We start from the raw sequence: 26008 nt of genomic DNA, 5'->3' as shown, positions 1-26008 counted from the left end.
GTGGCGCGCCGGATCACTCGCCGACGCGTTCACCGGACCCGCCGGCGGCGGTGCTGCGCTCCATCGCGGCGAGGAACCGCTGGTGCTCGGCGAGCGAGCTGGGATCGGTCATGGACCTCGGCGGCCGGGCCGCCCAGCCGGCCCACACCATCGCCAGCAGCGCGGCGACAACAGGAATGATCAACCAGGCGAGCGCAGCCATATCCGTACTCCCCACAGGCTCGTCGTGTCTATCAGCAGATTAGCTGCACGACACGGGAACGGTGCGGGCGGCATCCGGGTTACGGCCCCGATTCCGCGCTCACCTCTGGGGGGTATTCGTCGTACCGGTGGCCGCCGAACGGGCGAGCGGGCGCCCCGGACCCGCTCAGCACTCCCCGGCGCCGACCCACTCCTCCTCGCCGTCGGTGAAGACCTGGTGCTTCCAGATCGGCACCTCGTGCTTGAGGTCGTCGATCAGCCGCCGGGCGGCCGCGAACGCCTCGCCGCGGTGGGCGCAGGAGACGGCGACGATCACCGCCTTGTCGGTGATCTCCAGCCGGCCCACCCGGTGCACCGCGGCCAGCGCGCGGACCGGGAAGTCCGCGCAGATCTTCTCGGCGATCCGGCGCATCTCCCGCTCGGCGCTCGGGTGCGCGCTGTACTCCAGCGCGGCGACCGACTTGCCGCCGTCGTGGTCGCGGACCGTCCCGACGAAGAGCGTGGTGCCGCCGGCGGCGTCGTCACCGACGGCGGCGTACACCTCGTCCAGCGACAGCGGGGTGTCGCGGATGGCGAGCAGGCGGATCGGGTCGTGGTTCTCGGACATGGTCACCATGATTCCCCATCCCGGCCGACCCGGGCAGGTGATTCCACATCACGATTCCATCATTCCGCAATACGAAAATCTGCCTAGAAGGCGCGGCGCTTCCTCGCCCGCCGGACCAGCGCCGCCGTACCGACCAGCGCCACCGTCGCACCGGCCGCGCCCAGGCTGGTGGCGGCCTCCTTGCCGCCGAGCCGCCGGCCCGCCACCGCGTGCTTGCCCGAGACCTGGGCCAGCAGCTCGGCCAGCACCTCCTCGTTGGTGAACCGCGGCCGCCAACCCGCCTCGTGCAGCCGGCTGCCGGAGACCACCCAGGGGTACATGGTGTACGCCAGGTCCGCGGCCGGCGCCGGGGTGAGGCCGAGCCGGTGCAGCCGGGCGGCGGTGCCGAGGGCCAGCGAGGCCGGCAGCTCCATCCGCCGGATCCCGGACAGCGTCTCCACGTCCTCCTGCTCCAGCCAGCCGTCGCAGCCGACCGTCACCTCGCCCTCGACCAGCCCGAGCGCCGCGTACTCCACCGCCGCGACCAGGTCGTCCAGGTGGCAGAACTGCCAGCACGGCCGGGAGCCGGCGACCACCAGCAGCCGGGGCGCCTCGAAGTGCCGGGTCAGCACGGTGTCGATGCCGGGGCCGACCACCACCGCCGGGCGCAGCACCGTCACCTGCAGGCCCGGGTGGGCGCGCGGGGCGCGCCGGGCCAGCCGCTCGATCTCCATCAGGTCGCCGACCAGCGAGGCCTCCTCGGTGGCCCGCAGCTCGGACTCCTCGGCCAGCGGCACCTCGTTGTCGGGGAGCGCGCCGTAGACCATCGCCGAGGTGCACAGCACCACCCGGTGCACTCCGGCGGCCGCGGCGGCGGTCAGCACGGTCTGCGCGCCCCGCACGTTGTACGCGCTCCGGGCGCGCGGGTCGGACTCCATGCCCAGGTCCATCGCCAGGTGGACCACCACGTCCACCCCGGCCAGCCGCTCGGCCACCGCCGGGTCGCGGACGTCCAGCACCCGCCACTGCACCCCGGCGACCTCGCCGCGGCGGTCGTCCACCGCCAGCACCTTGCGCACGTGCGGCGAGGCGACCATGCGGGCCGCGACCCGCTCGCCCAGCACCCCGGCGGCACCGGTGACCGCCACGGTCAACGGCTTGCCGCCGTAGGCTGGAGACGGCGAACCGGCCGCAGCCGGCACGTCCTCGTCCCCGGTCAGCCCAGAGCGAACGTCCGAAGGCGGGGAACTCACCGGCCATCCTCCACGGTTAGCTTATGTGCGTACGTACGAGTGTCACGTACGGTCCATCCTGCCCGAGGCTCGGGCCCAGCGGTGCGCCCGGCACGTGCGGTCCGCGAGACCATTGTTACGGCGTGCATCCGATCGCTTCACCACCCCCCGCCACTCCCCCGCGTGACGGCCGACCAGATCGAGGACCCCGTGAGTGACCTCCCCTTCGGATTCGGAGTTCCCCCCGAGGAGCCCGAGGACGGCGACAACAAGGGCAAGAAGGACGGCGAGCAGGGCGGTGACCAGGGCGGTTCCGCTCCGCAGCAGCCGTTCGGCTTCGGCGCGGGCAACCCGCTCGGGGCGCTGTTCGGCATGGGCGGCCCCGGCGGCGGCGCCGGTGCGGACAACCCCTTCGCCGCGATGATGGGCGGCCTCAACCCGAACGACCTGGGTGCCGCCTTCCAGCAACTCGGCCAGATGCTGTCCTTCGAGGGCGGTCCGGTCAACTGGGAGCTCGCCAAGAACATCGCCCGGCAGACCGTGGTCGCCGAGCAGCCCGAGGGCCGGTCCAAGGACCGCTCGGTCGGCGACGCCGAGCGCACCGCGGTCACCGAGGCGGTCCGGCTCGCCGACCTGTGGCTGGACTCCGCCACCGAGTTCCCCACCGCCTCCTCCACCGCCGTCGCGTGGAGCCGCGCCGAGTGGATCGAGGCCACCCTCCCGGTCTGGAAGGACCTCGTCGACCCGGTCGCCGAGCGGGTCGGCAACGCGATGGGCGGCGTGCTACCGCCCGAGATGCAGGCGATGGCCGGTCCGCTGATGGGCGTGATGCGCTCGATGGGCGGCGCCATGTTCGGCACCCAGATCGGCCAGGCGCTCGGCGCGCTCGCCGCCGAGGTGCTCGGCTCCACCGACGTCGGCCTGCCGCTGGCCCCCTCCGGCAAGGCGGCCCTGCTGCCGCAGAACATCGCCGAGTTCGGCGAGGGCCTGAGCGTGCCCGCCGAGGAGGTCCGGCTCTACCTGGCCCTGCGCGAGGCCGCCCACCAGCGCCTGTTCGCCCACGTGCCGTGGCTGCGCGCCCACCTGTTCGGCGCCGTCGAGGCCTACGCCCGCGGCATCAAGGTCGACACCTCCCGGATGGAGGAGCTGGCCGGCCAGCTCGACCCCACCAACCCCGAGGCCCTCCAGGAGGCCCTCGCCGGCGGCCTGCTCCAGCCCGAGGACACCCCCGAGCAGAAGGCCGCCCTGGCCCGCCTGGAGACCGCGCTCGCCCTCGTCGAGGGCTGGGTCGACGCCGTCGTCCACGCCGCCGCCGAGCCCCACCTCCCGCAGGCCGGCGCCCTGCGCGAGACCCTCCGCCGCCGCCGCGCCACCGGCGGCCCCGCCGAGCAGACCTTCGCCACCCTGGTCGGCCTGGAGCTGCGCCCGCGCCGCCTGCGCGACGCCTCCCGGCTGTGGGCCTCGCTCGCCGACGCCCGCGGCATCGACGGCCGCGACGCCCTGTGGAGCCACCCCGACATGCTGCCCACCGCGGCCGACCTGGACGACCCGGACGGCTTCGTGCACCGCGACACCGCCGGCGACGCGCTGGAGGGCGGCATCGACTTCGACGCGCTCGACAAGCTGCTCGGCGAGGCCGCCGAGGGCAGGAAGGGCGGCCCCGCGGGCCAGGGCCCGGCCGACGACGCCTCCACCGACGGCAAGGGCGACGGCGGCAACGGCGGCGAGGGCGGCGGCAAGAACGAGGACCGGAAGGACGGGACCGCCGAGTGACGGCCCCCGCCACCGCCCTGCACGCCGACGCCGTCCGCGCCCTCGACGGGTGGACGGTCGCCGACCCCGACCAGGACCGGCTCCGCCGCAACTACCTCGACCACCTCGCCGACCGCCCCGACGGCATGTGGCGGGCCTGCCTGCCCGCCCACATCACCGCCAGCGCGGTGGTCGTCGACCCGGCCGGCGGGCGGGTGCTGCTCACCCTGCACCCCAAGGTCGGCATGTGGCTGCAGATGGGCGGCCACTGCGAGCCCGGCGACGCCACGCTCGCCGCCGCCGCGCTCCGCGAGGCCACCGAGGAGTCCGGCATCCCCGGCCTCGAACTGCTCGCCCTCGACGGCGCCGTCCGCCCGGTGAAGCTCGACCGCCACCGGGTCCACTGCGCCGGCAAGGACCAGCCCGCCAACACCCACCTCGACGTCCAGTACGTCGCCCTCGCCCCGGCCCACGCCGAGGAGATGATCAGCGAGGAGTCCCTGGACCTCCGCTGGTTCGAGTACGACCACCTGCCGGAGCTGACGGACACCTCCGTCCGCGACCTGGTGGCCCTGGCCCGCAAGCTGGTGGGCTGACCCGACCGGCCGGGTGCCCCCGGGGCACCCGGTCAGTCCGCCCCGCAGTCGCTCCCCTGGCCGGGGACGTGCGGCAGCCGGGCCGCCGAGGCGACCCCCTCCAGGTAGCCGCGGGCCCGCTCCGTCCGCGGGTAGCCGTCCAGCAGGGCCCAGAACCGGGGCCCGTGGTCCGGCACCAGCAGGTGCGCCAGCTCGTGCAGCAGCACGTAGTCGATGACGTACTCCGGCATGCCCTGCAGCCGGTGCGACAGCCGGATCGTCCGCTCGCTCGGCGTGCAGGACCCCCAGCGGGTGTTCTGGTTGGTCACCCAGCGGACGTTGCCGGGCACCGCCCGCCCGCCCAGGTACGCCCGGGACAGCTCGCGGGCCTTCGCCTCCAGCGCGTCGTCCCCCAGCATCCGCCGGCTCTCCTGGGCCGCCAGCTTGTCGAGCATCTGGGCGACCCAGCGCTGCTCCTCGCTGTGCGACATCCGCGCCGGGATCAGCACGATCGTCCGGTCGCCCTCGCGGTACGCGGAGACCGTCCGGCTGCGGCGGGCACTGCGCCGGACCTCGACCTTGGCAGGGTCGATCGGCGCGGGCGCCGTCGCGGACGCTGCCGCCGACCGGGACGCCGCCGCCTGGGAGTCCCGTTCGGCTGCCATGGCACACGACGGTACCCGCTCGCACCGACAGAAGTCCGGCCCCCGCGCCGTGAAGTTGTCCACAGGGTGTGCAAACAGCTCGTCGGATGATCGGTCCGGGCCTGTGGACAACGCGCTTCCCACCTCTCGCGGCCCCGGGCATCCTGCATCCACCGAGCGGATCCCGACCCGGCCAGGAGGTCCCCATGCGCCCTGTCCTCAAGCCCGCCCTCTCCCGGCTGTGGCGGGAGAAGCAGACCCTGCAGTTCGGCACCGTGCGCCGGCACGCCCGGCTGATCGACGACGTCGACCGGCCGCTCGCCGCCTTCCTCGACCTGATCGACGGCACCCGGGACGGGCCCGCCCTGGTCGCCGCCGGGCAGCGACTCGGCCTCGACGCGGAGTACTGCGAGGCCATGCTCGACTCCCTGGCCCGCAGCGAGCTGCTCGACGACGCCGAGGCGGGCCGGCAGGCGCTCACCGCCTTCCCGCCGCCGCGCCGCGAGCAGCTGGTGCCCGACCTCGCCTCGCTCTCCCTGGTCCACCCGGCCCCGGGCGAGGCCGCGGCGGTGCTGCGCGCCAGAGCCGGGGCCCGGGTCGAAGTGCGCGGCGCGGGCCGGGTCGGCGCGGCGATCGCCGCGGTGCTGGCGGCCGGCGGGGTCGGCGACGTCGCCCTGCTCGACCGCGGCCGGGTCGCCGCCCGGGACGTCTCGCCGGCCGGCTTCCCGCCCACCGAGGTCGGGCGGCTGCGGGCCACCGCCGGGCGCGAGGTGGTGCACCGGGCCGCCGGGGCGGCGGTCGGCGAGCGGTACCGCCGCTCGCCGGCCGCGCCGCCCCCGCCCGCCCTGGTGGTGCTGGCCCCGCGCGACGGCTCCGGCGCCTTCACCGGCGCCGCGGTGGAGGCACAGGAGCTGATGCGGGCCGGCGTCCCCCACCTGTACACGGGGGTGCTGGAGCACCTGGGCGTGGTCGGGCCGCTGGTCGTGCCGGGTGCCTCCGCCTGCGGCAGCTGCGCCACCCTGTCCCGGCGGGACGAGGACGAGGCCTGGCCCCGGCTGCTGGCCCAGCTGATCGACAGCGGCCCGGGCCGGGCCCGCGTCCCGGCCTGCGACAGCGCGCTGGCCACCGCGATCGCCGGGCTGGCCGCGCTGCACGTCCAGCTGTACCTGGACGGCGTGCTGCCGCCGAGCGTGGACGGCTGGTGCGAGCTGTCCGCGGCGGACGGGATGACCCGCCGGCTGCGGCTTCGCAGCCACCCGGACTGCGGTTGTCTCTGGCAGTCCGTCACAGCGGGTCGAGCGGGCACAATGGCGTAGTGACCACCGCCGGTGGCGTGCCGGCCGGTGCGGCTGATTGGGAGGCCTGGGGTGAGCGATCTTCCGCGCAAGGCAGTGACCCGTACGGCGAGGCTGGCCGCCCTGCCGCTCGGGATCGCCGGCCGGGCCACCCTGGGCCTGGGCAAGCGGATCGGCGGCCGCTCCGCCGAGGTGGTCACGGCCGAGCTCCAGCAGGCCACCGCCGATCAGCTCTTCAAGGTGCTGGGGGAGTTGAAGGGCGGCGCGATGAAGTTCGGGCAGGCCCTGTCGGTCTTCGAGGCGGCCCTGCCCGAGGAGGTCGCCGGGCCGTACCGGGCCGCCCTGACGAAGCTTCAGGACGCCGCCCCGCCGATGCCCGCCGCCACCGTGCACGCCGTCCTGGAGCAGCGCCTCGGGAAGACCTGGCGGCGCAAGTTCCGCAGCTTCGAGGACCGTCCGGCCGCCGCCGCCTCGATCGGGCAGGTGCACCGGGCCGTCTGGCGGGACGGCCGGGCCGTCGCGGTCAAGGTGCAGTACCCGGGCGCGGGCGACGCGCTGCTCTCCGACCTGGGCCAGCTCAGCCGGGTCGCCTGGCTGCTCGGCCCGCTGATCCCGGGGCTGGACATCAAGCCGCTGATCACCGAGCTGCGCGAGCGGGTCGCCGAGGAGCTGGACTACGGCCTGGAGGCCGAGGCGCAGCGCCGCCACGCGGAGGAGTTCGCCGACGACCCGGACATCCGGGTGCCGGGGGTGGTCGCCCAGGCCGACCAGGTGCTGGTCACCGAGTGGATGGACGGGGTGCCGCTCGCCCAGGTGATCGCCCGCGGCAGCCAGGCGGAGCGCGACCGGGCCGGGCAGCTGCTGGCCCGTTTCCTGTTCGCCGGCCCGTCCCGGACGGGCCTGCTGCACGCCGATCCGCACCCGGGCAACTTCCGGCTGATCAAGGACGACGGCCCGGTCGAGGGCTGGCGGCTCGGCGTGATGGACTTCGGCACGGTCGACCGGCTGCCCGGCGGGCTGCCCGCGCCGATCGGCGACTCGCTGCGGATGGCCCTGGCCGGCGACGCGGCGGGCGTGCTGGAGCGACTCCGCGAGGAGGGCTTCGTCAAGCCGTCCATCCAGCTGGACGCCGACGCGGTGCTCGACTACCTGCTGCCGATCATCGAGCCGGCCACCGTGGAGACCTTCCACTTCACCCGCGCCTGGATGCGCTCCCAGGCCGCCCGGATCGCCGACCCGCGCTCCCCCGCCTACAACCTCGGCAAGCAGCTCAACCTCCCCCCGGCCTACCTCCTGATCCACCGGGTGACCCTCTCCACCATCGGCGTGCTGTGCCAGCTCGGCGCCAACGCGCCCTTCCGCGCCGAGATGCTCGAATGGCTGCCCGGCTTCGCCGAGGAGGCCCCGGCCCGCTGAGGGTCCGCACGCGCCGATGGCCGGCCCGCAGGCTCCCGGGGGGTGTGGGAGCGGGCGGGCCGGCCATCGGCGGACAGGGGATCGTGCGGCTGCGCGTGGCGTTACATCAGGGCGACGGCGAGCGCCTTGCGGGCGCGGAGGGAGGCCCGTTCGGCCTTCCGCCGGAGCCGTGCCGCCTGCAGGACGCGCATGCCGAGGCGTTGCTCCTCAGCCTCGTGGAGGCGTTCCTGCATATGGGCGCGGGCGAGGGATTCGTGCATGAGATGCATTTCGAGGGTCCTGTTCCGGATCTGGAGTTCGGTGGTCTGCTCGCGGCGGGCGGTGCGGCGGGCCGCGGTGTCGAAGGACGGGTTCATGTGGTGGTCCTGCTCGTGGTGCGTCGTCGGAATGGTGCGGGCGAGGGCTGCGTCGGCCTTGGCGGCGGCGCGGCGTACGGAGCGGCGCAGTGCGGTGTCCAGCGGGGGCTGCTCTCCCCTGCGGACGGCACCGGATCCGTGACCGGAGATCGGAGCGGCGGAAATCACGCCATGACCTCGGTCTTGCGCGGGCGGCCACGCGGCCGCTTGCGGGCCACGACCACACCCTGGACGAAGAGCTCGCCACCCCAGACGCCCCACGGCTCGCGGCGCTCGAGGGCGCCGGCCAGGCAGGAGGCCTTCACGGGGCAGGTGCCGCAGAGGGACTTCGCGTACTCGACATCGGCGGGGGTCTCCGCGAAGAACACCTCCGGGTCGAAGGCGCGGCACGGGATCGGAAGGCCGAGGGTGTCGGCCTCGTCGATGGCGGTGAGCTGCATGAGTGTTACCTCCGGGGGGTCGGCCTGGTCGGCCTTGTCGGTCTTGTCGGTCGGTACGGACGGGAGGGGCGGTGTGATGACCGTGGACACTGTGGGCGTCTTCCTCGTCTTCGATGTGGATCCGGCCCAGTTGGCTGGTGGGCTGGGCCGGAGGCCCCGAGGGGCCTTGGGTGGGTCTTGCGTACCGGACAAAACAGAAGGGCCGCGGATCCCGATGTGACGGGTTCCGCGGCCCTGGAGAAGCCGACCTGAGGCTGACTCAGGTTCGTTCGCTCCAGGGTTCAGGCCCGCGGAAGGCCCGCATCCGGATGGCCTTGGCGCCGGAGAAGGCGGCCATGGCCTGGTGAATCTGCTGGTCCTGCTGCTTGGATCCGGCACCGACTGCGGCGGCATAGTGGCCATGCTTGGCTGCTGCTACCTCTGCCTTCGGTGCCTGGGTCGGTCGCTCATCACGCAGCTCGAGGCCGTCGACGAACGTCGCCCAGTCACGGGACAGACCCGTCTCGACACGGGTGCCCTCAGCATTGCGCGGGCCACTGACAAGGCAGGGGCCGGCAAAGGAGAGACCGGTGGTACCGAGACCCAGACCGGAAGCCGAGGTGCACGAGGGCATGCCGAGGACAACGGTCTGGCCAGTCATTTTGGTCACGTTGTTGATCTTCACTGCACTCGCCTCCTCTCGGCGTCTCGCGGTGCCCGGTCACCCGGGCCCCGATGTCTGATTATGGTCGCGCGCAGGCGGAAGGAAGCCCTTCGCGAGCGCTGCGGTCTCGTCCCCTTGACCGCTCCGGCAGGCTATTGCGCCTTACACGCGGCGCGCAAACTATTTTTCCGGCGAGTTCAGAACCGATTGCTCAACGGGCTCGTCAACGAGCTCCGGAACCTCCCCCGCACACAACAAGAGCACGTCGGAGCCGTACTTGTCCAGCTTCATCGCACCCACTCCGGAGATCAGGGCGAGCTCCTGCGGGGTGCCCGGGCAGTCCTCCGCGATGGCCATCAGGGTGGCGTCGGTGAAGACCACGTAGGCCGGGGCGCCCTGCGCCTTGGCCTTGGCGGCCCGCCACTCCCGCAGCCGCTCGAACAGCCCCTCGTCCATGGTGGACGGGCAGCCCTCGCAGCGGCGGAGCTTGCGCTCGACCGCGTCGATCAGGGTGCGCTCGCAGACCCGGCACTTGACCGGGCCGCGCGCCTTGCGCCCGGCGGAGCGCTCGCCGCGCTCGATGCCGCCGGAGCCGCCCCGGGAGCGCGGGCCGGCGGCGGAGGAGCCGGGGCGCAGCCCGTCCAGGAAGCGGGTGGGCCTGCGGCTCGCGCGCCCGCCCGGCGAACGGGAGAGCGCCCAGGAGAGGGTGAGCACCCGGCGGGCCCGGGTGACGCCGACGTAGAGCAGCCTGCGCTCCTCCTCGACCTGCTCGTCGGTCTTGGCGTAGATGATCGGCAGGGTGCCCTCGGTCAGGCCGACCAGGAAGACCGCGTCCCACTCCAGGCCCTTGGCGGCGTGCAGCGAGGCCAGCGTGACGCCCTCGACGGCGGGGGCGTGCTGGGCGGCGGCGCGGGCGTCCAGCTCGGCGACGTAGGCCGCGAGGTCGGCGCGCTCGCCGGCCTCCCGGCGGGTGGCCTCGAACTCCTCGGCGAGCCGGACCAGGGCGGCCAGCGACTCCCACCGCTCGCGGACCGCGCCGGAGCCGGCCGGCGGGTTGGCGGTGAAGCCGCGGGTGGCGAGCACCGCACGCACCTGGGCGGCCAGGTCGGGCGCGCCGGTGGTCAGCGGGTCGTCGCCGGCGCGGGCGGCGCCGCGCAGCAGGACGCCCGCCTCGCGCACCTCGGGGCGCTCGAAGAAGCGCTCGGCGCCCTTGAGCTGGTACGAGATGCCGAGGTCGGCCAGCGCCTGCTCGTACACCTCGGACTGGCTGTTGGTGCGGAACAGCACGGCGATCTCGCTGGCCCGCTCGCCGCTCGCCAGCAGGTCCTTGATCAGGTGGGCGGTGGACTCGGCCTCGGTCGGCTCGTCCGGGTACTCGCGGTAGACCGGCTCGGGGCCGGCCTCGCGCTGGGAGACCAGCTCCAGCCGGTGCTGGGCGGCCTGGCCGCGGGCCTGCGAGAGCAGCCCGTTGGCGAGGTGCACCACCTGCGGGGTGGAGCGGTAGTCCCGGACCAGCTTGACCACGGTGGCCTCGGGGTGGCGGGTGCGGAAGCCGAGCAGGTAGTCGGGGGTGGCGCCGGTGAAGGAGTAGATGGTCTGGCTGGCGTCGCCGACCACGCAGAGGCTGGCGCCGCCGCCGGTCCACTGGTCGAGCAGGCGCTGCTGGAGCGGGGAGACGTCCTGGTACTCGTCGACGGTGAAGTGCCGGTACTGGGCGCGGACCCGGTCGGCGATCTCCGGGCGGTCCTCCAGGATGGCGGCGGTGAGGAGCAGCACGTCCTCGAAGTCGATCACGTTGCGGTCGCGCTTGGCCTGCTCGTACGCGGCGTAGACCTTGGCGATCTCGGCGGGGTCGCGCGGGGCCTCGCGGGAGGACTTGGCGACGGCGGTCGGGTAGTCGTCCGGAACGATCTGGGTGACCTTGGCCCACTCGATCTCGGCGGTGAGGTCGCGCAGTTCGGTGCGCTGGACCCGCAGGCCGCTGCGGCCGGCCGACTCGGCGACCAGCTGGACCTTGCGCTCCAGCAGCCGGGGCAGCTCGCCGCCGACGGCGCGCGGCCAGAAGTACTGGAGCTGGCGCAGTGCGGCGGAGTGGAAGGTGCGGGCCTGCACGCCGTCCGCCCCGAGCTGGCGGAGCCGGCCGCGCATCTCGCCGGCGGCGCGGGCGGTGAAGGTGACGGCGAGCACCTGCTGCGGCTGGTAGACGCCGCTGCGCACGCCGTAGGCGATCCGGTGGGTGATGGCCCGGGTCTTGCCGGTGCCGGCGCCGGCCAGCACGCAGACCGGGCCGTGCAGGGCGGTGGCGACGGCCCGCTGCTCGGGGTCGAGCCCGGCCAGCACGGCGTCGGCCCCGATCGGCGGGCCGAACGTGCCGGGGCCCGGGCCGTCGGAGGGGCCGGTCATACCGAGAAGCTCTTCCTGCATGCCTTCCATCCTCTCAGGCACACCTGACAGTCTGCGGCGCTCTGTCCACAGGCCCACCAGATTGCTCCGATAATCACACCCTGAAGACCGCTCGGAATGAGCCCGCACCGGCGGACGTTGCACCCGGCGACCGTCCACCTCCACCACGAAGGAGTCCACTGCCATGTCCGGCACCGTGACGATGTACAGCACGACCTGGTGCGGCTACTGCAACCGCCTCAAGAGCCAGCTCGGCCGCGAGGGCATCGGCTACACCGAGATCAACATCGAGCAGGACCCGGCATCGGCGGAGTTCGTGGAGTCGGTCAACAACGGCAACCAGACCGTCCCGACCGTGGTCGTGGTCTCCGCCTCCGGCGAGCAGACCGTGATGACCAACCCGAGCCTGCGCCAGGTCCAGGCCGCCCTGGTCTGACCCGACGGGCCACAGGTCAGGGGCGCAGGTCAGGGCCACGGGTCAGGGGCGCGGGCCGGACTCGCGCCCCTGACCCGTGCCGTACCCCTCGCCGGCTCCGAACCCCTCGCCGGCCCCGTGCCCCTCACCTGTGCCGTGGCCGTCGCCGACCTCGAAGACCAGCCGGCAGCGGTCGGCCGCGTAGCGGGTCTCCACCACCCGCACCGGGCCGCGCCGGTCGTGGGTGACCCGGGTCTGCACCAGCAGCGGCACGCCGGGGCCGATCTCGAACCAGGCCGCCTCCTCGGGCCCGGGCATCCGGGCCGCCACCCGGTCCACCGCGGTGGTCTCGGTCCGCCCGAGCGCGGCCAGCACCACCTCGTCGCCGCCGGGCACCGGATCGGGCTCCATCAGCGGCGTGCCGGCGGCCAGCCCGGCCCGGTAGTGGCTCTCCTCGATCGAGTACGGCTCACGGTCCATCAGCCGCAGCTGACGGCGCACCATCACCGCGTCCCCGGCCGGGAGTCGGAGCAGCTCGGCGATGTCGGCCCGGGCCCGCACCACCATCACGTCGAACTCCACGGTCAGCTGCCGCCCGGCCAGTGCGGCCTCGCGCACGTACAGCTCGCCGGGGTCGGCCAGGGCTCCGCGCTGGCCGGGGAGCCGGGACGGCCGGTGGGCCCGGTGGTCCAGCACCGGCTGGTGCCGCAGGTAGGTGCCCTTGCCCTGCATCCGGACCAGCCGGCCCTCGTTGACCAGCACGTCCACCGCGAGGCGGACGGTGTTCCTCGCCACCCCGTACTGCTCCTCCAGCTCGCCCTCGACCGGGAGCTGGGCGCCGTCCTGCCATTCGCCGGCCTCGATGCGGCGGCGCAGGTCCGCCGCGAGCCGCTGGTACTTGGGAGCGGGCGCACCGCCCCGGGGGATCGTCACCCGAGTGAATGTAGCCATTCTGCTTGCGCCTTTTCAGCGAAACCCGTCAACATTGGCCGGGATTGGGGATTCCGTACCCTGACCCGGATCCTTTCGATCGCATTCGAATGTATTACTGACCACGCACACCCCGGGGGCGGATCCATGCCCGTGAGCAGTACCCCGCAACGGCGGAGCGCACGTCACGCCGACACGACCGACTCGTCCGGCGCCGAGGCGCGCCCGGGCCGGGTCCTCCCCGCCGCCGAGCGCGGCGCCTGGACGGCGGGGGCCACCTTCCCGCCGCTGCCGCGGAACGTCGCCCGGGCCCGCCGGCTGGCGAGTACCGCGCTGTCCGCCTGGGGCGTCAAGCACCTGGCGGACAGCGTCGAACTGGTGGTGTCCGAGCTGGTCACCAATGCCGTGCGGTACGGCCGGGGGGCGGTGTCGATCAGCCTGACGCTGCAGGAGTCGGCGCTGCAGATCTCGGTCGCCGACTACGGCCACGGCATGCCGCAGATGCGCGAGGCCGGCGAGGAGGACTCCAACGGCCGCGGGCTGGCGATCGTCTCCGCGCTGTGCACCCGCTGGGCGGTCACCACCCGGCTGACCGGGAAGACGGTCAGCTGCTGGCTGGCGGTCGAGCCGCCGCCGATCGAAGTGAAATGAATAAAGGGGGCGCGCGACATAAATCGCGCGCCCCCTTAATCGTTCCGGGCCATTACCAGCGGGCCGCCGCGGGCAGCGGTCCGCCGTACCAGAGTTCGACCAGGTGCCGGGCGATCGAAATACCGGACGGCGGCAGGATCTCGCCCGCCTCCATGCCCGCCTTGAGCTCCGCGCGGGAGAACCAGCGCGCCTCGGACAGCTCCTCGCCGTCCACGGTGATCGCGGTGCCCGCCGGGTCGGCCTTGCCGAGGAAGCCCAGCATCAGGCTGGACGGGAACGGCCAGGGCTGGCTGGCCACGTACTGCACCTCGCCGACCCGGACACCGGCCTCCTCCAGCACCTCGCGGGCCACCGCCTGCTCGATCGACTCGCCGGGCTCGACGAAGCCCGCCAGGGTCGACCAGCGGCCCTCCGGCCAGAGCGCCTGACGGCCCAGCAGGCAGCGGTCCTCGCCGTCGGTGATCAGCATGATCACCGCCGGGTCGGTCCGCGGGTAGTGCTCGGCCGCGCAGGAGGTGCAGCGGCGGACGTGCCCGGCCCCGGCCTTCTCGGTCGGGTGGCCGCAGCGGGAGCAGAAGCTGTGCAGCCGGTGCCAGTGCTCCAGCGCCACCGCGTGCACCAGCAGCCCGGCGTCGCGGTCGGAGAGCGAGCCGCCGACCTCGCGCAGCCCGGCCGGGCGGGCGTCGCCGTCCAGCCGGCCCGGCAGGCTCTCGCCCGCCAGCGCGAAGTAGTTGACCCCGTCCTCGTCGGTGCCGAGGAAGAAGCGGTCCCCGGTCTCCGGCGCCTCGAAGGAGGGCAGCAGCACCAGTTCGCTGCCGGCCTCGGTGTCGACCACGAACGCCTCGCCGCCGGCGATCGGCAGCACCTTGGTGGTCGGGTGGCTCCAGGCCGCGGCGAGCCACGGTTCGTCGAAGCGGTGGTGCGCGGCGCGGTCCACCCCGGCGCGGGCCAGGGCCAGCGGCTGGGTCTCCGGCAGGCTGCTCAACTCGTCCATCCCCGTTCGCGTCGTCGAACTCTCGGCGGTGGTGCTCGTGGTGGTGCTCGTGGCGCTGCTCGCGGTGGTGCTCACGGTGGTCACGGCCGGAAGGTCTCGGCCAGGTCGGCCCAGAGGTACGCGGAGGCCTCCACGCCCTTGCGCAGCAGGTCCAGCTCGACCTTCTCGTTGATCGAGTGCCAGCCGTCGGAGGGCACCGAGATGCCGAGGAACAGCACCGGGGCGCCGAGCACGTCCTGCAGGTCGGCGGCGGGGCCGGAGCCGCCCTCACGGGTGAAGAGGATCTTCTGCTCGAAGGCCCGGCCCATCGCCCGGGCGGTGGACTGCAGCGCCGGGTGGTCCAGCGGGGTCAGGCACGGGCGGGTGGCGCCCGGGAAGCTCAGCTCGTACCGGATGCCCTCGGGCACCTGCTCGGCGACCCAGGAGCGGACGGCCTCGCGGACCTTCTCCACCTCCTGGCCGGCCACCAGCCGGAAGGAGAGCTTGACGTGCGCCTCGGCCGGGACGATGGTCTTCTGGCCCGGGCCGGTGTAGCCGCCCCAGATGCCGTTGACCTCGGCGGTGGGCCGGGCCCAGACCCGCTCCAGGGTGGAGTAGCCGGCCTCGCCGAGGGTGCCGTACGACTTGGCGACCTTCAGCCACTGGGCCTCGTCGAAGGGCAGCTCGGCGAAGAGCGCCCGCTCCTCGGCGGTCAGCTCGACCACGCCGTCGTAGAAGCCGGGGACGGCCACCCGGCGGTCGGCGTCGTGCAGCGCGGCGACCAGCGAGGCCGCGACGTCGGCCGGGTTCGGCACCGCCCCGCCGAAGGAGCCGGAGTGGATGTCGCTGTCCGGGCCGAACAGGTCGATCTGGGCGTCGGCCAGGCCGCGCATGCCGGTGCAGACGGTCGGTGTGGTCTCGGACCACATCCCGGTGTCGGAGATGATCACCACGTCGGCGGCGAGCCGCTCGGCCTCGCGGCGGATCAGCGCGCCGAAGTTCGGCGAGCCGGACTCCTCCTCGCCCTCGATCAGCAGCTTGAGGTTGACCGCGGGGGCGGTCCGGCCGGTGGCGGCGAGGTGGGCCCGCACCCCGAGGGTGTGGAAGAAGACCTGGCCCTTGTCGTCGGCCGCGCCGCGGGCGTACATCCGGCGGCCGACCACGGTGGGTGTGAACGGCTCGGTGTCCCAGCCGTCCTCCTTGGCGGCGGGCTGCACGTCGTGGTGGCCGTAGACCAGCACGGTGGGCGCCCCGGCGTCACCGGAGGGCCACTCGGCGAACACCGCCGGCAGGCCGTCGGTCTCCCACACCTCGGCGACCGGGAACCCGGTCCCGGTCAGCTTCTCGGCCAGCCACTCGGCGGAGCGGCGGACCTCGTCGGCCCGGCCGGGATCGGCGGAGACCGAGGGAATGCGCAGCCAGTCCGCGAGGTCCTGGAGGAAGCCGGCCTCGTGCTGGTCGATGTAGGAGCGGACGACGCTGTCCGGGGTTTTCGTCATACGGACGACTTTAGTTCGCCCGGGCGGGTGGATGCGGCCCGGGTTTCCCCCGGGTGACGACCGTCACCCGGGGGCGGGCCGCAGCCCGTCGGCCGTGCCCGTCAGCCCGCGCGGCGGGCCAGCACCAGCCGGGAGCGGGTGACCAGCATCGCGAGGCCGCAGGCGAGCGCGGGCAGCACGATCAGCGTGAGGCCCAGGTTCAGCCACGGGAAGGCGATCACGGTCTCCCGGGGGATGCCGCCGGCCTCCATGACCGCGCTCTGCGAGGCGGCCTCCAGCCGGCGCAGCGCGACCGCCGGGACGACGCCGCACAGGGTGCCGAGCACCGCGCCCATGGCGGCGATCACCCCGCACTGGAAGCCGGACAGCCGTCGCCGGATCCCGCCGGTCGCCCCGACCGCGGCCAGGGTGGCCAGGTCGTTCTGCGAGTCGGCGGAGGCCAGGCCGGTGGCGATGCCGGCCGCGCCGAGCGCGACCAGGGCGGCGAAGCCGGTCAGGCCGAGCGCGTACAGGTCGCGTCCGCCCTCGTAGCCACGCTCGACCTGGAGGAAGGCGTCCTCGTCGACCTTGGAGAGCGCCGCGTCGGCCCGCTGCTGGGCGACCCCGGTCGGAGCCGCCGCGGGCAGCCAGACCGACCCGGACTCGGCCGCGCTCAGCCCGACGGCGCGGGCCGCCTGCGGGGTGAGCAGGGCGAGTTCACCGGGCATCGTGGGCGCGACGTACACCGCGTCCACGGTGATCTCGTGGGTGACCGGACGGAGCCGGCGTCCCTCGGCCATCGCCTTGGCCTCCTCCTCGCTGCGCATCGGCTCGGTGAGGGCCAGGATCAGCTTGCCGTCCTTGACGTACTGCTGGTCGAAGACCACCGCCTTGCCCTGGGCGAGGGCCTGCTCGGCGGCGGGGTCGTGGACCGCGAAGAGGTTGTGCAGCACGGTCGCGTCGCCGAGCGACATGCCGTACCGGGCCTCCCGGCCGCCGTGGAGGCGGCAGCGCGGGTCGTCCGTCGGCCGGCTGACGCCGACCTCGCCGGCGTCCTGCAGCTCGTCGGCGGGGCAGCGCAGCTCCGCGGGCAGCTTCGGCCTCACCTCGCCGCAGCTGCCGGGCGCCTTGCGGCAGTCGCCGCCGTAGCTGACGTCGTAGGTGTCGCCGCGCGGGCCGAGGTCGGAGATCGACTGCTCGACGGCGGCCCTCAGCTGCGGCAGCTGGGCGATGGAATCGGGGTTCCAGCCGGCCCGCAGGACCACGGCGCCCGAGGGGACGGTGGCCACGTACTCGCGGCGGTTCTGCTCGTCGGAGCTGGTGGTGTAGATGCCGACGGCGACCGAGCCGGCCACCGCGGCCATCACGGCGGCCACCGCGGGGGCGGTCCGGCCGCGGTGGCGGACCGCGTCGCGCAGCGCCAGCCGGGGGCTGAGCGGGAGCAGTCGGCCGAGCCGGCCGAACAGGCCGACCAGGACCGGGGTGCACAGCACCATGCCGAGCTCGGCGATCACCGAGCCGCCGAGCACCGGCAGGCCGCGGCCCGCGCCGAGGGCGCTGCCGAGCAGCGCGAGCGCGGCGCCGCCGGCGACCATCACGAGGCCCAGCATCGCGATCCAGCGGTTGGCGGGCTTGAGCGAGCCGCGGCCGGTGAGCGCCTCCACCACGTTCTGCCGGGCGGCCTGGACGGCCGGCACCACGGCCGCCAGCAGGCCGGTGACCAGGCCGACCGCGGCGATGCCGAGCAGGTCCAGCGGCTGCAGGTCGAAGTGGCCGAAGCGCTGGCCGCCCCACTCCTCCAGCCAGGGGCGGCCGACCGCGACCAGCACCACCGCGAGCACCACGCCGACCACGGCGCCGGCCAGGCCGAGCACCACGCCGCCGCCGAGCACCACGGCCCGTACGTGCGAGCGGTCGCCGCCGCCGGCCGCGATCAGTCCGAGCTGGCGGCGCGAGCGGCGGGCGCCGACCGCGAAGGCCGGGCCGGCCAGCAGCACGATCTCCAGCAGGGCCATGCCGACCACGGTGCCGACCACGGCGAGCGCGGCGGCGTCGATCCGGGTGGTGTCGTAGCCGTGCTGCGCCTGGTAGGCGTACAGCGGCACCTCGGAGCGGGCCGGCGGGTCCAGCAGCACGGTGCGGCTGGTGGCGCCGAAGCCGTACTTGTTGAGCTCCAGCACCTGCGGCCAGCCCAGGGTCTGCCCGGCGGGCAGCTTCACCAGCCAGTCGCCGCCGTGGCCGGGGTTCCCCCGGTCGCCCTGCTCGGAGCCGCGGGCCTTGTCCAGCGCGGCGATCAACCCGCCCGGGCGGGCCACGAGTTCGACCGAGCCCAGGTCGTCGGGGTACTCGACCATGCCGGTGATGGTGTACGGGGTGGCCTCCAGCCCGCGCAGGGCGGTGGAGTCACCGATCCGCAGGCCGGACTGGTCGAGGAAGGCCCGGGTGGCGGCGACCTGGCGGTCCCCGCTCGGGGCGGCGCCCTCGACCACGTTCAGCAGACCGCGCCAGACCGGGTCGGTCAGGTCGGCCTCGGTGGTGCCGACGGAGAGCCGGCCCTCCTTGGTGGTGGCGGAGGCCCGGGGGCCGAACGGCACCGGGACCAGGGTGGTGCCGGGCGGCAGCAGCTGCGGGAGCAGCGCGTCGGGCTCGGTCTCGGAGCTGCGCTTCTGCTCGGGGGTGGGGGACTTCCCCTCGGTCGGGCCCACCGACTGGGTCTCCGCGCGGTGGTTGGGGGCCTGCAGCACGGTCATGCCGCGCCCGCTGACCGAGACCAGGGCGTCGGCCCCGCCCATCATCCGGACGGCCTGCTCCGCGGGCTCCAGCTGGGCGCTGCGGGCGACCACGTCCACGCCGGCCACGCCGAGCACCGGCAGCGCGATCATGGCCAGGACCAGGGCGGAGCGGCCCTTGGCCCGCATCGCGTCACGGCGGGCGATCCGCAGGGCGGCCCGCCAGGCGGTGATCCTCACGCCTCGTCGCCGCCCTTCACGCTGTTGGTCGCGGCGGCGACCAGCAGGCCCGCGGCGTCCGTGTTGGCGGTCTCGTCGACCATCCGGCCGTCGCGCAGGAAGACCACGCGGTCCGCCCAGGCGGCGTGCCGCGCCTCGTGGGTGACCAGCATCGCGGCCGCGCCGGCGTCGCAGCGGGCCCGCAGCACGGCCAGCACCGTCTCGCCGGTGGTGGAGTCCAGGGCGCCGGTCGGCTCGTCCGCCAGCACCAGGCGGCGGTCGCCGATCAGCGCGCGGGCGATCGCGACGCGCTGCTGCTGGCCGCCGGACATGTCGTCCGGGAAGCGGTCGGCGAGCTCGGCGATGCCGAGCTCCTCCAGCGCGGCCAGCGCCTCCCGGCGGGCGGCCCGGGCGGAGACGCCGTCCAGCTCGCGGGGCAGCGCGATGTTCTCGGCGGCGGTCAGCGCCGGTATCAGGTTGTAGTCCTGGAACACGTACCCGACCGAGCGGCGGCGCACCGCCGCCTGCTGCTTGCGGGACAGCGCGCCGAGGTCGGTGCCCTCGACCAGGACCCGGCCGCCGGTCGGCGTGTCGAGGCCGCCGGCCAGGGTGAGCAGGGTGGACTTGCCGGACCCGGACGGGCCCATCACGGCGACCAGTTCGCCCGGGTGCACCTTCAGGTCGACAGCGCGCAGCGCGTGCACCTCGGCGGCACCGTGGCCGTGCACCCGGCTGACCTGCTCCAGGTGCAGGACCGGGGCCTGGGACTGGGTTGTACTCATGGCTTCCCCCATGTTCATCGGATGCGGCTGCGGCGGCGCGGGGCGTTCGCCGGCGCCTCGGTGGTTGCGGGTACCTCGGCCCGCGCACGCTCCGCGTGCCGGGCCAGCCGGGTCTCGCAGTGGTCGAGCCAGCGGATCTCCGCCTCGGCCTGGAAGATCAGTTGCTCCAGCACCAGCAGCCACGCCAGGTCCTCGCCGGCCCCCGTGTCGTTGACCAGTGCCTGGCCCTTCAGCCGGGTGTAGTCCTGCAGCGCCTGCATGCTGTGCCGGCGCTGCCCCTGCACCACGGCGGTGACGTCCACCCCGGGCACGGTGACGGCCATCGCCAGCTTGATCGCCAGCTCGTCTCGCGGCGGGTTGGTCCGCTGCACCGGGCTGTCGAACCAGCGGCGCAGTTCTGCACGTCCTTCCTCGGTGACGGCGTAGAACTGGTGGCCCTCGGCGTCCTCACCGGCGGGCTCCACCAGGCCGTCGCGCTCCAGGCGCCCCAGCGTGGTGTAGACCTGGCCGACGTTGAGCGGCCAGGTGGCGCCGGTACGGGCCTCGAACTCGGTGCGCAATTGGTAGCCGTAGCGCGGGCCCTGGTCGAGCAGGGCGAGCAGGCCGTGACGGATCGACATACCGAGTATGTATACCCGGTATGCACGGCGTCCGGCAACGCACCCCCTCGCACGACGGAGGGCCGTTGGCAACAGGACGTTCACGCGCAGCCGGTACCGTGAGTCCGGTGAGCCATCTGCGCATCGCGACCTACAACCTGCTGCACGGTCAGCCGCTGGCCGCCGACGGCAGCCCGGACCCCTACCCCGCCGACGCCGGCGCCCCGCTCGGCGAAGCGGTTGCCGACCTGGACGCGGACGTGCTCGCGCTCCAGGAGGTCGACCGGTACCAGGAGCGCTCCGGCTTCGTCGACCAGGCCGCCGTCGCCGCCAAGGCGATGGGCGCCGCGGACTGGCGGTTCGCCGCCGCCCTGCACGGCACCCCCGCACCGCTCTCCGGCTGGCTCCCCGACCCCGCCGTCCCCGGCCTCCAGGTGTACGGCCCCGCCGAGGTCGACACCGCCACCGGCCAGCCCTCGTACGGCACCGCGCTGCTCACCCGGCTCCCGGTGCGGCACTGGCGGGCCCGCCGGTTCGCGCCCGCACCGTTCGGCCTGCCGCTGAAGGTCGCGGGCCGGCGCGGGCTGACGCCCGTCCCGGACGAGCCGCGGGCGGCGATCGCCGCCGTCCTGGAAGGCAGCGAGGGGCCGTTCACCGTGGTCGCCGCGCACCTGTCCTTCGTGCCCGGCTGGAACGTCGCCCAGCTCGCCGGGATCCGCCGCTGGATCGCCGACCTGCCCCAGCCGTACCTGGTGCTCGGCGACTTCAACCTGATCGGCGCGGTGCCGCGGACCGTGCTCGGGAGCGCCGCCGCGATCGAGCGCACCACCTCGCGCGAGCGCGTCCGCAACGCCCGGCAGGCGCGGACCGGGCTGCGGCGGCGCCGCACCCGCGAGCCGCGCCCGCGCCTCCAGGGCTGGTACGACCTGGCCCGCACCCCCACATACCCGTCGCACCGGCCGGCGGTCCAGTTCGACCACATCCTCGGCATCGGCGTCCCCCGCACCGCCGTCGGCTCGGTCGCGGCCCCCCGCACCGCGGTCTCCGACCACCGGCCGCTGGTCGTCGACGTACGGATCTAGGAACCGGTGGCGCGCCCCACGGCGGGGCCGCTGTCCGGCAGGGCCTCGCGGCCCTGCCGGGGCTGCGGAAGCCCGGGGGCCAGGGGCTCGTACTGCAGCAGCAGCATCGCCGCGTCGTCGCCCAGCTTGTGGCCGACGTGGCGGACGACGTCCTCGTGGAGGCGCCGGAGCACCTCGACCGGCCCGCCGACGGCGAGTTCGCCGATCCGGCCGGCGAGCGGGTAGAAGGAGCCGCGGTGGTCGCGGGCCTCGATCACGCCGTCGGTGTAGAGCAGCACCCGGTCCCCCGGCTGCACGGCGACCCGCTGGACGGGCGGCCGGACGTCCGCCGGGTCGAGCACGCCGAGCGGCGGCACCGGCTCGTCCGGCTCCACCGCCCGGCAGCCGTCGGCGGTGAGCAGCAGCGGCGCCGGGTGGCCGCAGTTGACGATCTCCACCGAGCCGTCCGGGCAGACGCCGATCAGCACCAGGGTGACGAACTCCTCCTCCACCCCGGGGTGGTCGGTCTCGTGCAGGGCGCGGTCGAGGCTGACCGCGAGCCAGCCGGCGACCCGGTCGAGGGCCGGCTCCTGGTGCGCGGCCTCGCGGAACGCGCCGAGCACGGCCGCCGCGGTCTCCACCGCGGCGAGCCCCTTGCCGCGGACGTCGCCGACCACGGCCCGGACGCCGTGCCGGGTGTTGACCACCTCGTACAGGTCGCCGCCGATCGAGGCCTGGGCGGCGGCGGCCGCGTAGTGGACGGCGGCCCGGACGCTGCCGACCCGGTCGGGAACTGGGCGCAGCAGCACCCGCCGGGCGATGTCGGCGACCAGCCGGGCGTCGGCCAGCGCCTGCTCCTGGCGCAGCCGCAGGGTGGCGCTGACGTACCCGATCCCGGCGACCAGGGCGACGGCGAGCACGGTCGCGGTGTGCACGGACTCGCCGAGCACGCCGTTGTACCAGGCCATCAGGAAGGAGCAGAGCTCGGCGACGGCGCCGATGAAGAGCGGGTACCAGGTCCGCCGGCTGACCACGGCGGCCAGCGCGGGAATGGCGGTGATCGCCGGCTCGACGGTCACCTCGCTGTTGGTGAAGTAGTCGAGGGAGACCACCAGCACCATGCCGATCAGCGGCAGGGCGTGGGAGGTCTTCGGCCAGGTGCCCGTCACGGTGCCCGGCACGCCCCCCGGGGGCGGGCCGGTGAATCTGTCCCTGATCCATCCGGTCGCGCTCAACGTCGGTCTCTCCAGCGGAAGGTGGCCGGTGCCGGTGGACACCTGCGGTGATGACGGAAAGTCAGGGGCTGAGCCCCTGCCGGCGGCCGGAGTACGGGGGGATGACCGGTTACCGACCCCACAATAGGCGCGAAACGTGCACAGCGCACAGGTTTCGCTCGATCTTGTGACGACTTGGATGCTCTGAGTGACTTCTTATGAGCTATTCCCGATCAGGAGCTCGCTCAACTCTTTTCGGTCGGGAAGTCCGGACGGTCTCACGATCCGGCCACTGCGCACGTAGAGGAACGACGCCGTGACCTGCTCGGCCGGGACGCCGATCCGCTCCGCCCAGGCCAGCCGGTAGACGGCGAGCTGCAGCGGGTCCGCGCTCTCCTCGCGGTTGGTCTTCCAGTCGACCACTTCGTACCGGTACGGCTCCGGTGACGCTGAGCCACCGTCACGGTCGCGGTACACCGCGTCGATCCGGCCGCGCACCACCCGCCCCGCCAGCACCAGTTGGAACGGTTCTTCGACCCGGTACGGCCGGCGGCCCGCGTAGGGGCCGCGCAGGAAGGCCTCCTTCAGCCGTTCCAGGTCCTTCTCGTCCTCGATGCCGTCCTCGTCCAGGCCGGGCAGCGCGTCCGGGCCGAGCAGCAGCGGCTGGTCGAACCGCGCCTGCACCCAGGCGTGGAAGCGGGTGCCCCGGCGGGCGGCGGGCGCGGGCGGGCGGGGCATCGGCCGGGCCAGCTCGGCGGCGAAGCCGTCCGGGTCGGCGGCGAGGCGCAGCAGCTGGGTGGCGGAGAGCGAGGCGGGCAGCTCGACGTCCCGCACGGTCCGCCGGGAGCGCTCCAACTCGCCCAGCAGCGCGCCGAGATCGCGGTCCCAGGAGGCGACCAGGCGCTGGTCCTCGACCGCCATCCGCTCCGGCTCGGGCGCGGGCAGTCCGGCCAGCCGGGCCCGGACCACGTCCGCCACCCGCCGCCGGGAGGTCTGCGCGGCCGGGTTCAGCGGCAGCGGCCACGGGGTCTCCACCGAGACCGCGAACGCCGGGTTCTCGGCGTCCGGCAGCGGCTCCTCGGCCCAGACGTCCAACTCGCCGTTGCCCGCCTCCCGCTCGCAGTGCGCCCTCAGCTCCAGCAGGAAGGAGGACGGGCCGCGCCGGCGCTTCTGGCTCGGCCCCCACCAGTGCCCGGAGGCCAGCAGCAGCGACCGCGGCCGGGTGAACGCGACGTAGCCGAGCCGCAGTTCCTCGACCGCCGAGTGCCGGGTCATCGCCTGCTTGAACAGGCCCATGCCCTTGCCGGTCCACTCCGGGTCGGCGGGCAGGGTGGCGGCGTCGCCGCGCAGCGCGTGCGGCAGCACCTTCTTGGTGCTGGTCCAGCGCTCGCGGCCCTTGTTGCTGGGGAAGGCGTCCTTGACCAGCCCGGGGACGGCGACCACGTCCCACTCCAGGCCCTTGGACTTGTGCGCGGTCAGCACCTTCACGGTGTCCTCGCCGCCGGGCAGGCTGTTGTCCAGGCCGCGCTCGTACTCCTGGGCGGCCCGCAGGAACGCCAGGAACGCGGCCAGGCCCGGGTCGCCGTCCAGGTCGGCGAAGCCCGCCGCGATGTCCAGGAAGGCGTGCAGGGTCTCCCGCCGACGGGCGGCCAGCGCCAGCGGCGACGCGGACAGCTCCACCTCCAGGCCGGTCACCGCGAGCACCCGGTGCAGCACGTCCATCAGCGGCTCGGCCAGCGCCCGGCGCAGCTCGCGGACCTCCCGGGCCAGGCGCGCGAAGCGGACCTTGGCCTCCGGGGAGAACGGCAGCTCGTCGGGCTGTTCCGCGTCGAGGAAGGTCTCCAGGGCGTCGGCGAGCGAGACCACCTCGGTCGGGTCGGTCTCGGCGACCGCCGCCGCCAGCGGGTCGCTGCCGTCCGGGCGGGCGGTGCGGACCAGGTCGGCGGCCCGGCGGCCGAGCAGCGCCAGGTCGCGCGGGCCGATCCGCCAGCGCGGGCCGATCAGCAGCCGGACCAGCGCCGCGTTGGCGGTCGGGTCCTGCAGCACCTCGCAGACCGCCACCAGGTCCGCCACCTCGGGCAGTTGCAGCAGCCCGCCGAGGCCCACCACCTCGACCGGCACGTCCCGGGCGACCAGCGCCGCGTGGATGTCCGGGAAGGCGCTGCCCGCCCGGCACAGCACCGCGATCCGGCCCGGCGCCGTCCCGGTGCGGACCAGGTGCGCGATCCGGTCGCCCAGCCACGCCACCTCCTCCACGTGGGTGGGCAGCAGCGCGGCCCGGACGAAGCCGTCCCGCTCAGCGCCGGGCGCCGGGCGCAGCGCCTCCACGCCCTCGTGCATCTCGCGCAGCGGCGCGGCCAGGTGGTTGGCGAACGCCAGCAGGCGGCCGCCGCTGCGCCGGTTCTCGCTGAGCGCGTACCGGGCGCCCGGGGAGCCGTCCTGCTTCGGGAAGTGCGCCGGGAAGTCGTCCAGGTTGGCGACCGAGGCACCGCGCCAGCCGTAGATCGCCTGGCAGGGGTCGCCGACCGCGGTCACCGGGTGCCCGGTGCTGTGCGCGCCGCCGAACAGGCCGGACAGCATCAGCCGCTGGGCGACCGAGGTGTCCTGGTACTCGTCCAGCAGCACCACCCGGTACTGGGCGCGCAGCAGCCGGCCGACCTCCGGCCGCTCCTGGGCGAGCCGGGCGGAGGCGGCGATCTGGTCGCCGAAGTCCATCAGCCCGGCGGCCCGCTTGCGCCGCCGGTAGTCCTCGACCAGCTCCAGCAGCTCCAGCCGGGCCCGGGCCGCCTTCGGGACGGCGCGCAGGTCCTCGTTGCTCAACTTCTTGGTGGCGAGGGTGTCGAGCAGCCCGGAGTCGTGGTCGCGCAGCCGCTCCGGGGCGACCAGGTGCTCGGCCAGCTCGGAGTCGAGCGCGATCAGCTCGGCGACCAGGGTGGAGAAGGTCCCGCTCAGCGCCGGGTACGGGCCGCGCGCCGAGCGCAGCACCTTGGCGGCGAGCTGGAAGCGGGTCGCGTCGGCGAGCAGCCGGACGTCCGGCTCTATCCCCAGGCGCAGGCCGTGCTCCTTGAGCAGGGTGCCGGCGAACGCGTGGTAGGTGGAGATCTGCGGCTCGCCGAGGGCGTCCTCGTCCGGGTCCAGGACGCGGGCGCGCAGCAGCGCGGTGCGCACCCGCTCGGCGAGCTCGCCGGCGGCCTTGTTGGTGAAGGTCAGGCCCAGCACCTGCTCGGGGCGGACCGCGCCGGAGCCGACCAGCCACACCACCCGGGCCGCCATCACCGTGGTCTTGCCCGACCCGGCGCCCGCCACGATCACGGCGGGCTCCAGCGGCGCGCCGATGGCCCGCATCTGCTCGGGGTTGAACGGGATCCCGAGCAGCTCCTTGAGTTCCTCGGGATCGCTGAGCACGCCCCCCAC

23 protein-coding genes are annotated in these 26008 nt (G+C 74.5%); 7 read left to right on the top strand and 16 right to left on the bottom strand.

All coding sequences use genetic code 11. The features are described from left to right. Positions 1–13: 13 nt before the first annotated feature. The 3 genes from ACGFX4_RS00675 to ACGFX4_RS00665 all read right to left on the bottom strand — a co-directional run bounded on the left by ACGFX4_RS00675 (position 14) and on the right by ACGFX4_RS00665 (position 2040). Positions 14–202: a hypothetical protein gene (locus ACGFX4_RS00675; protein ID WP_393069018.1), complete on the bottom strand. Its 189-nt coding sequence runs from the start codon at positions 200–202 to the stop codon at positions 14–16. Between the two features lie 165 nt (positions 203–367). Next, positions 368–808, bottom strand: a complete 441-nt coding sequence (locus ACGFX4_RS00670; protein ID WP_393069016.1) for a molybdenum cofactor biosynthesis protein MoaE — start codon at positions 806–808, stop codon at positions 368–370. A gap of 83 nt (positions 809–891) precedes the next feature. Continuing rightward, a complete protein-coding gene (locus tag ACGFX4_RS00665) occupies positions 892–2040 on the bottom strand; it encodes an NAD-dependent epimerase/dehydratase family protein (protein WP_393069014.1) in 1149 nt (382 codons plus the stop codon). 189 nt (positions 2041–2229) lie between these two features. Here ACGFX4_RS00665 and ACGFX4_RS00660 point away from each other — a divergent pair, with 189 nt between their 5' ends. Further along, positions 2230–3792, top strand: coding sequence for a zinc-dependent metalloprotease (locus ACGFX4_RS00660; RefSeq protein WP_393069013.1), 1563 nt, complete (start codon positions 2230–2232; stop codon positions 3790–3792). Further along, entirely contained in the window at positions 3789–4367 is a 579-nt protein-coding gene (locus ACGFX4_RS00655; protein WP_393069011.1) for an NUDIX hydrolase, read from the top strand. Before ACGFX4_RS00660 ends, ACGFX4_RS00655 begins: the two co-directional genes overlap by 4 nt. A 32-nt stretch (positions 4368–4399) precedes the next feature. On the opposite strand, the gene ACGFX4_RS00650 is transcribed toward ACGFX4_RS00655, so the two are convergent. Further along, the gene (locus ACGFX4_RS00650) at positions 4400–5011 is read right to left on the bottom strand and encodes a M48 family metallopeptidase (RefSeq protein WP_393069009.1); all 612 of its coding nucleotides are present in this window, start codon (positions 5009–5011) and stop codon (positions 4400–4402) included. Between the two features lie 185 nt (positions 5012–5196). On the opposite strand from ACGFX4_RS00650, the gene ACGFX4_RS00645 reads away from it, so the two are divergent. Then, positions 5197–6306 (top strand): ThiF family adenylyltransferase, encoded by a 1110-nt coding sequence (locus ACGFX4_RS00645; protein ID WP_393069007.1) that lies wholly within the window; start codon positions 5197–5199, stop codon positions 6304–6306. Positions 6307–6357: 51 nt separating this feature from the next. Next, positions 6358–7701, top strand: coding sequence for an ABC1 kinase family protein (locus ACGFX4_RS00640; protein WP_393069004.1), 1344 nt, complete (start codon positions 6358–6360; stop codon positions 7699–7701). A gap of 101 nt (positions 7702–7802) precedes the next feature. On the opposite strand, the gene ACGFX4_RS00635 is transcribed toward ACGFX4_RS00640, so the two are convergent. The 4 genes from ACGFX4_RS00635 to ACGFX4_RS00620 form a co-directional block, all read right to left on the bottom strand. Further along, positions 7803–8225, bottom strand: a complete 423-nt coding sequence (locus ACGFX4_RS00635; protein ID WP_393069002.1) for a hypothetical protein — start codon at positions 8223–8225, stop codon at positions 7803–7805. Further along, on the bottom strand, positions 8222–8587 hold the full coding sequence (locus ACGFX4_RS00630; protein ID WP_393069000.1) for a WhiB family transcriptional regulator: 366 nt from the start codon (positions 8585–8587) through the stop codon (positions 8222–8224). Before ACGFX4_RS00630 ends, ACGFX4_RS00635 begins: the two co-directional genes overlap by 4 nt. A gap of 169 nt (positions 8588–8756) precedes the next feature. Then, positions 8757–9161 (bottom strand): hypothetical protein, encoded by a 405-nt coding sequence (locus ACGFX4_RS00625; RefSeq protein WP_393068998.1) that lies wholly within the window; start codon positions 9159–9161, stop codon positions 8757–8759. A gap of 159 nt (positions 9162–9320) precedes the next feature. Further along, positions 9321–11543, bottom strand: a complete 2223-nt coding sequence (locus ACGFX4_RS00620) for an ATP-dependent DNA helicase UvrD2 (protein ID WP_393069321.1) — start codon at positions 11541–11543, stop codon at positions 9321–9323. Positions 11544–11727: 184 nt separating this feature from the next. Here ACGFX4_RS00620 and ACGFX4_RS00615 point away from each other — a divergent pair, with 184 nt between their 5' ends. Next, positions 11728–11979: a mycoredoxin gene (locus ACGFX4_RS00615; RefSeq protein WP_393068997.1), complete on the top strand. Its 252-nt coding sequence runs from the start codon at positions 11728–11730 to the stop codon at positions 11977–11979. A gap of 42 nt (positions 11980–12021) precedes the next feature. Here the strand turns inward: ACGFX4_RS00615 and ACGFX4_RS00610 are convergent, their stop codons facing one another. Then, positions 12022–12891, bottom strand: coding sequence for a GntR family transcriptional regulator (locus ACGFX4_RS00610; protein ID WP_393068995.1), 870 nt, complete (start codon positions 12889–12891; stop codon positions 12022–12024). 150 nt (positions 12892–13041) lie between these two features. Between ACGFX4_RS00610 and ACGFX4_RS00605 the strand changes: the two genes are divergently transcribed. After that, positions 13042–13539, top strand: coding sequence for an ATP-binding protein (locus ACGFX4_RS00605; protein WP_393068994.1), 498 nt, complete (start codon positions 13042–13044; stop codon positions 13537–13539). A gap of 52 nt (positions 13540–13591) precedes the next feature. Here the strand turns inward: ACGFX4_RS00605 and nudC are convergent, their stop codons facing one another. From nudC to ACGFX4_RS00580, 5 genes are all read right to left on the bottom strand, one after another. Further along, positions 13592–14533 carry an NAD(+) diphosphatase gene (nudC, locus tag ACGFX4_RS00600; RefSeq protein ID WP_393069319.1) on the bottom strand — a complete coding sequence of 314 codons (942 nt, stop codon included), beginning with the start codon at positions 14531–14533 and terminating at the stop codon, positions 13592–13594. Between the two features lie 80 nt (positions 14534–14613). Beyond that, the gene (locus tag ACGFX4_RS00595) at positions 14614–16011 is read right to left on the bottom strand and encodes a dipeptidase (RefSeq protein ID WP_393068992.1); all 1398 of its coding nucleotides are present in this window, start codon (positions 16009–16011) and stop codon (positions 14614–14616) included. A 101-nt stretch (positions 16012–16112) separates the two neighbouring features. After that, positions 16113–18959, bottom strand: a complete 2847-nt coding sequence (locus ACGFX4_RS00590) for an FtsX-like permease family protein (protein ID WP_393068991.1) — start codon at positions 18957–18959, stop codon at positions 16113–16115. Beyond that, positions 18956–19720 (bottom strand): ABC transporter ATP-binding protein, encoded by a 765-nt coding sequence (locus tag ACGFX4_RS00585; RefSeq protein ID WP_393068989.1) that lies wholly within the window; start codon positions 19718–19720, stop codon positions 18956–18958. The genes ACGFX4_RS00590 and ACGFX4_RS00585 overlap by 4 nt, the downstream gene beginning before the upstream one ends. A 14-nt stretch (positions 19721–19734) precedes the next feature. Next, positions 19735–20340 (bottom strand): PadR family transcriptional regulator, encoded by a 606-nt coding sequence (locus ACGFX4_RS00580; protein ID WP_345698872.1) that lies wholly within the window; start codon positions 20338–20340, stop codon positions 19735–19737. Between the two features lie 107 nt (positions 20341–20447). Between ACGFX4_RS00580 and ACGFX4_RS00575 the strand changes: the two genes are divergently transcribed. Then, positions 20448–21401 carry an endonuclease/exonuclease/phosphatase family protein gene (locus ACGFX4_RS00575; RefSeq protein WP_393068987.1) on the top strand — a complete coding sequence of 318 codons (954 nt, stop codon included), beginning with the start codon at positions 20448–20450 and terminating at the stop codon, positions 21399–21401. Here the strand turns inward: ACGFX4_RS00575 and ACGFX4_RS00570 are convergent. Both ACGFX4_RS00570 and ACGFX4_RS00565 read right to left on the bottom strand, forming a co-directional pair. Beyond that, positions 21398–22549, bottom strand: coding sequence for a PP2C family protein-serine/threonine phosphatase (locus tag ACGFX4_RS00570; RefSeq protein ID WP_393068985.1), 1152 nt, complete (start codon positions 22547–22549; stop codon positions 21398–21400). The two genes, ACGFX4_RS00575 and ACGFX4_RS00570, sit on opposite strands and share 4 nt — an antisense overlap. Positions 22550–22810: 261 nt before the next feature. Then, on the bottom strand, positions 22811–26008 hold the full coding sequence (locus ACGFX4_RS00565; RefSeq protein WP_393068983.1) for a UvrD-helicase domain-containing protein: 3198 nt from the start codon (positions 26006–26008) through the stop codon (positions 22811–22813).

The sequence above is a fragment of the Kitasatospora sp. NPDC048365 genome (genome assembly GCF_043200835.1).
GTDB classification, from domain to species: Bacteria; Actinomycetota; Actinomycetes; order Streptomycetales; family Streptomycetaceae; genus Kitasatospora; species Kitasatospora terrestris.
Note: the sequence above shows the minus strand (reverse complement) of the source record. Positions and strands in the feature narration are given on the sequence as shown.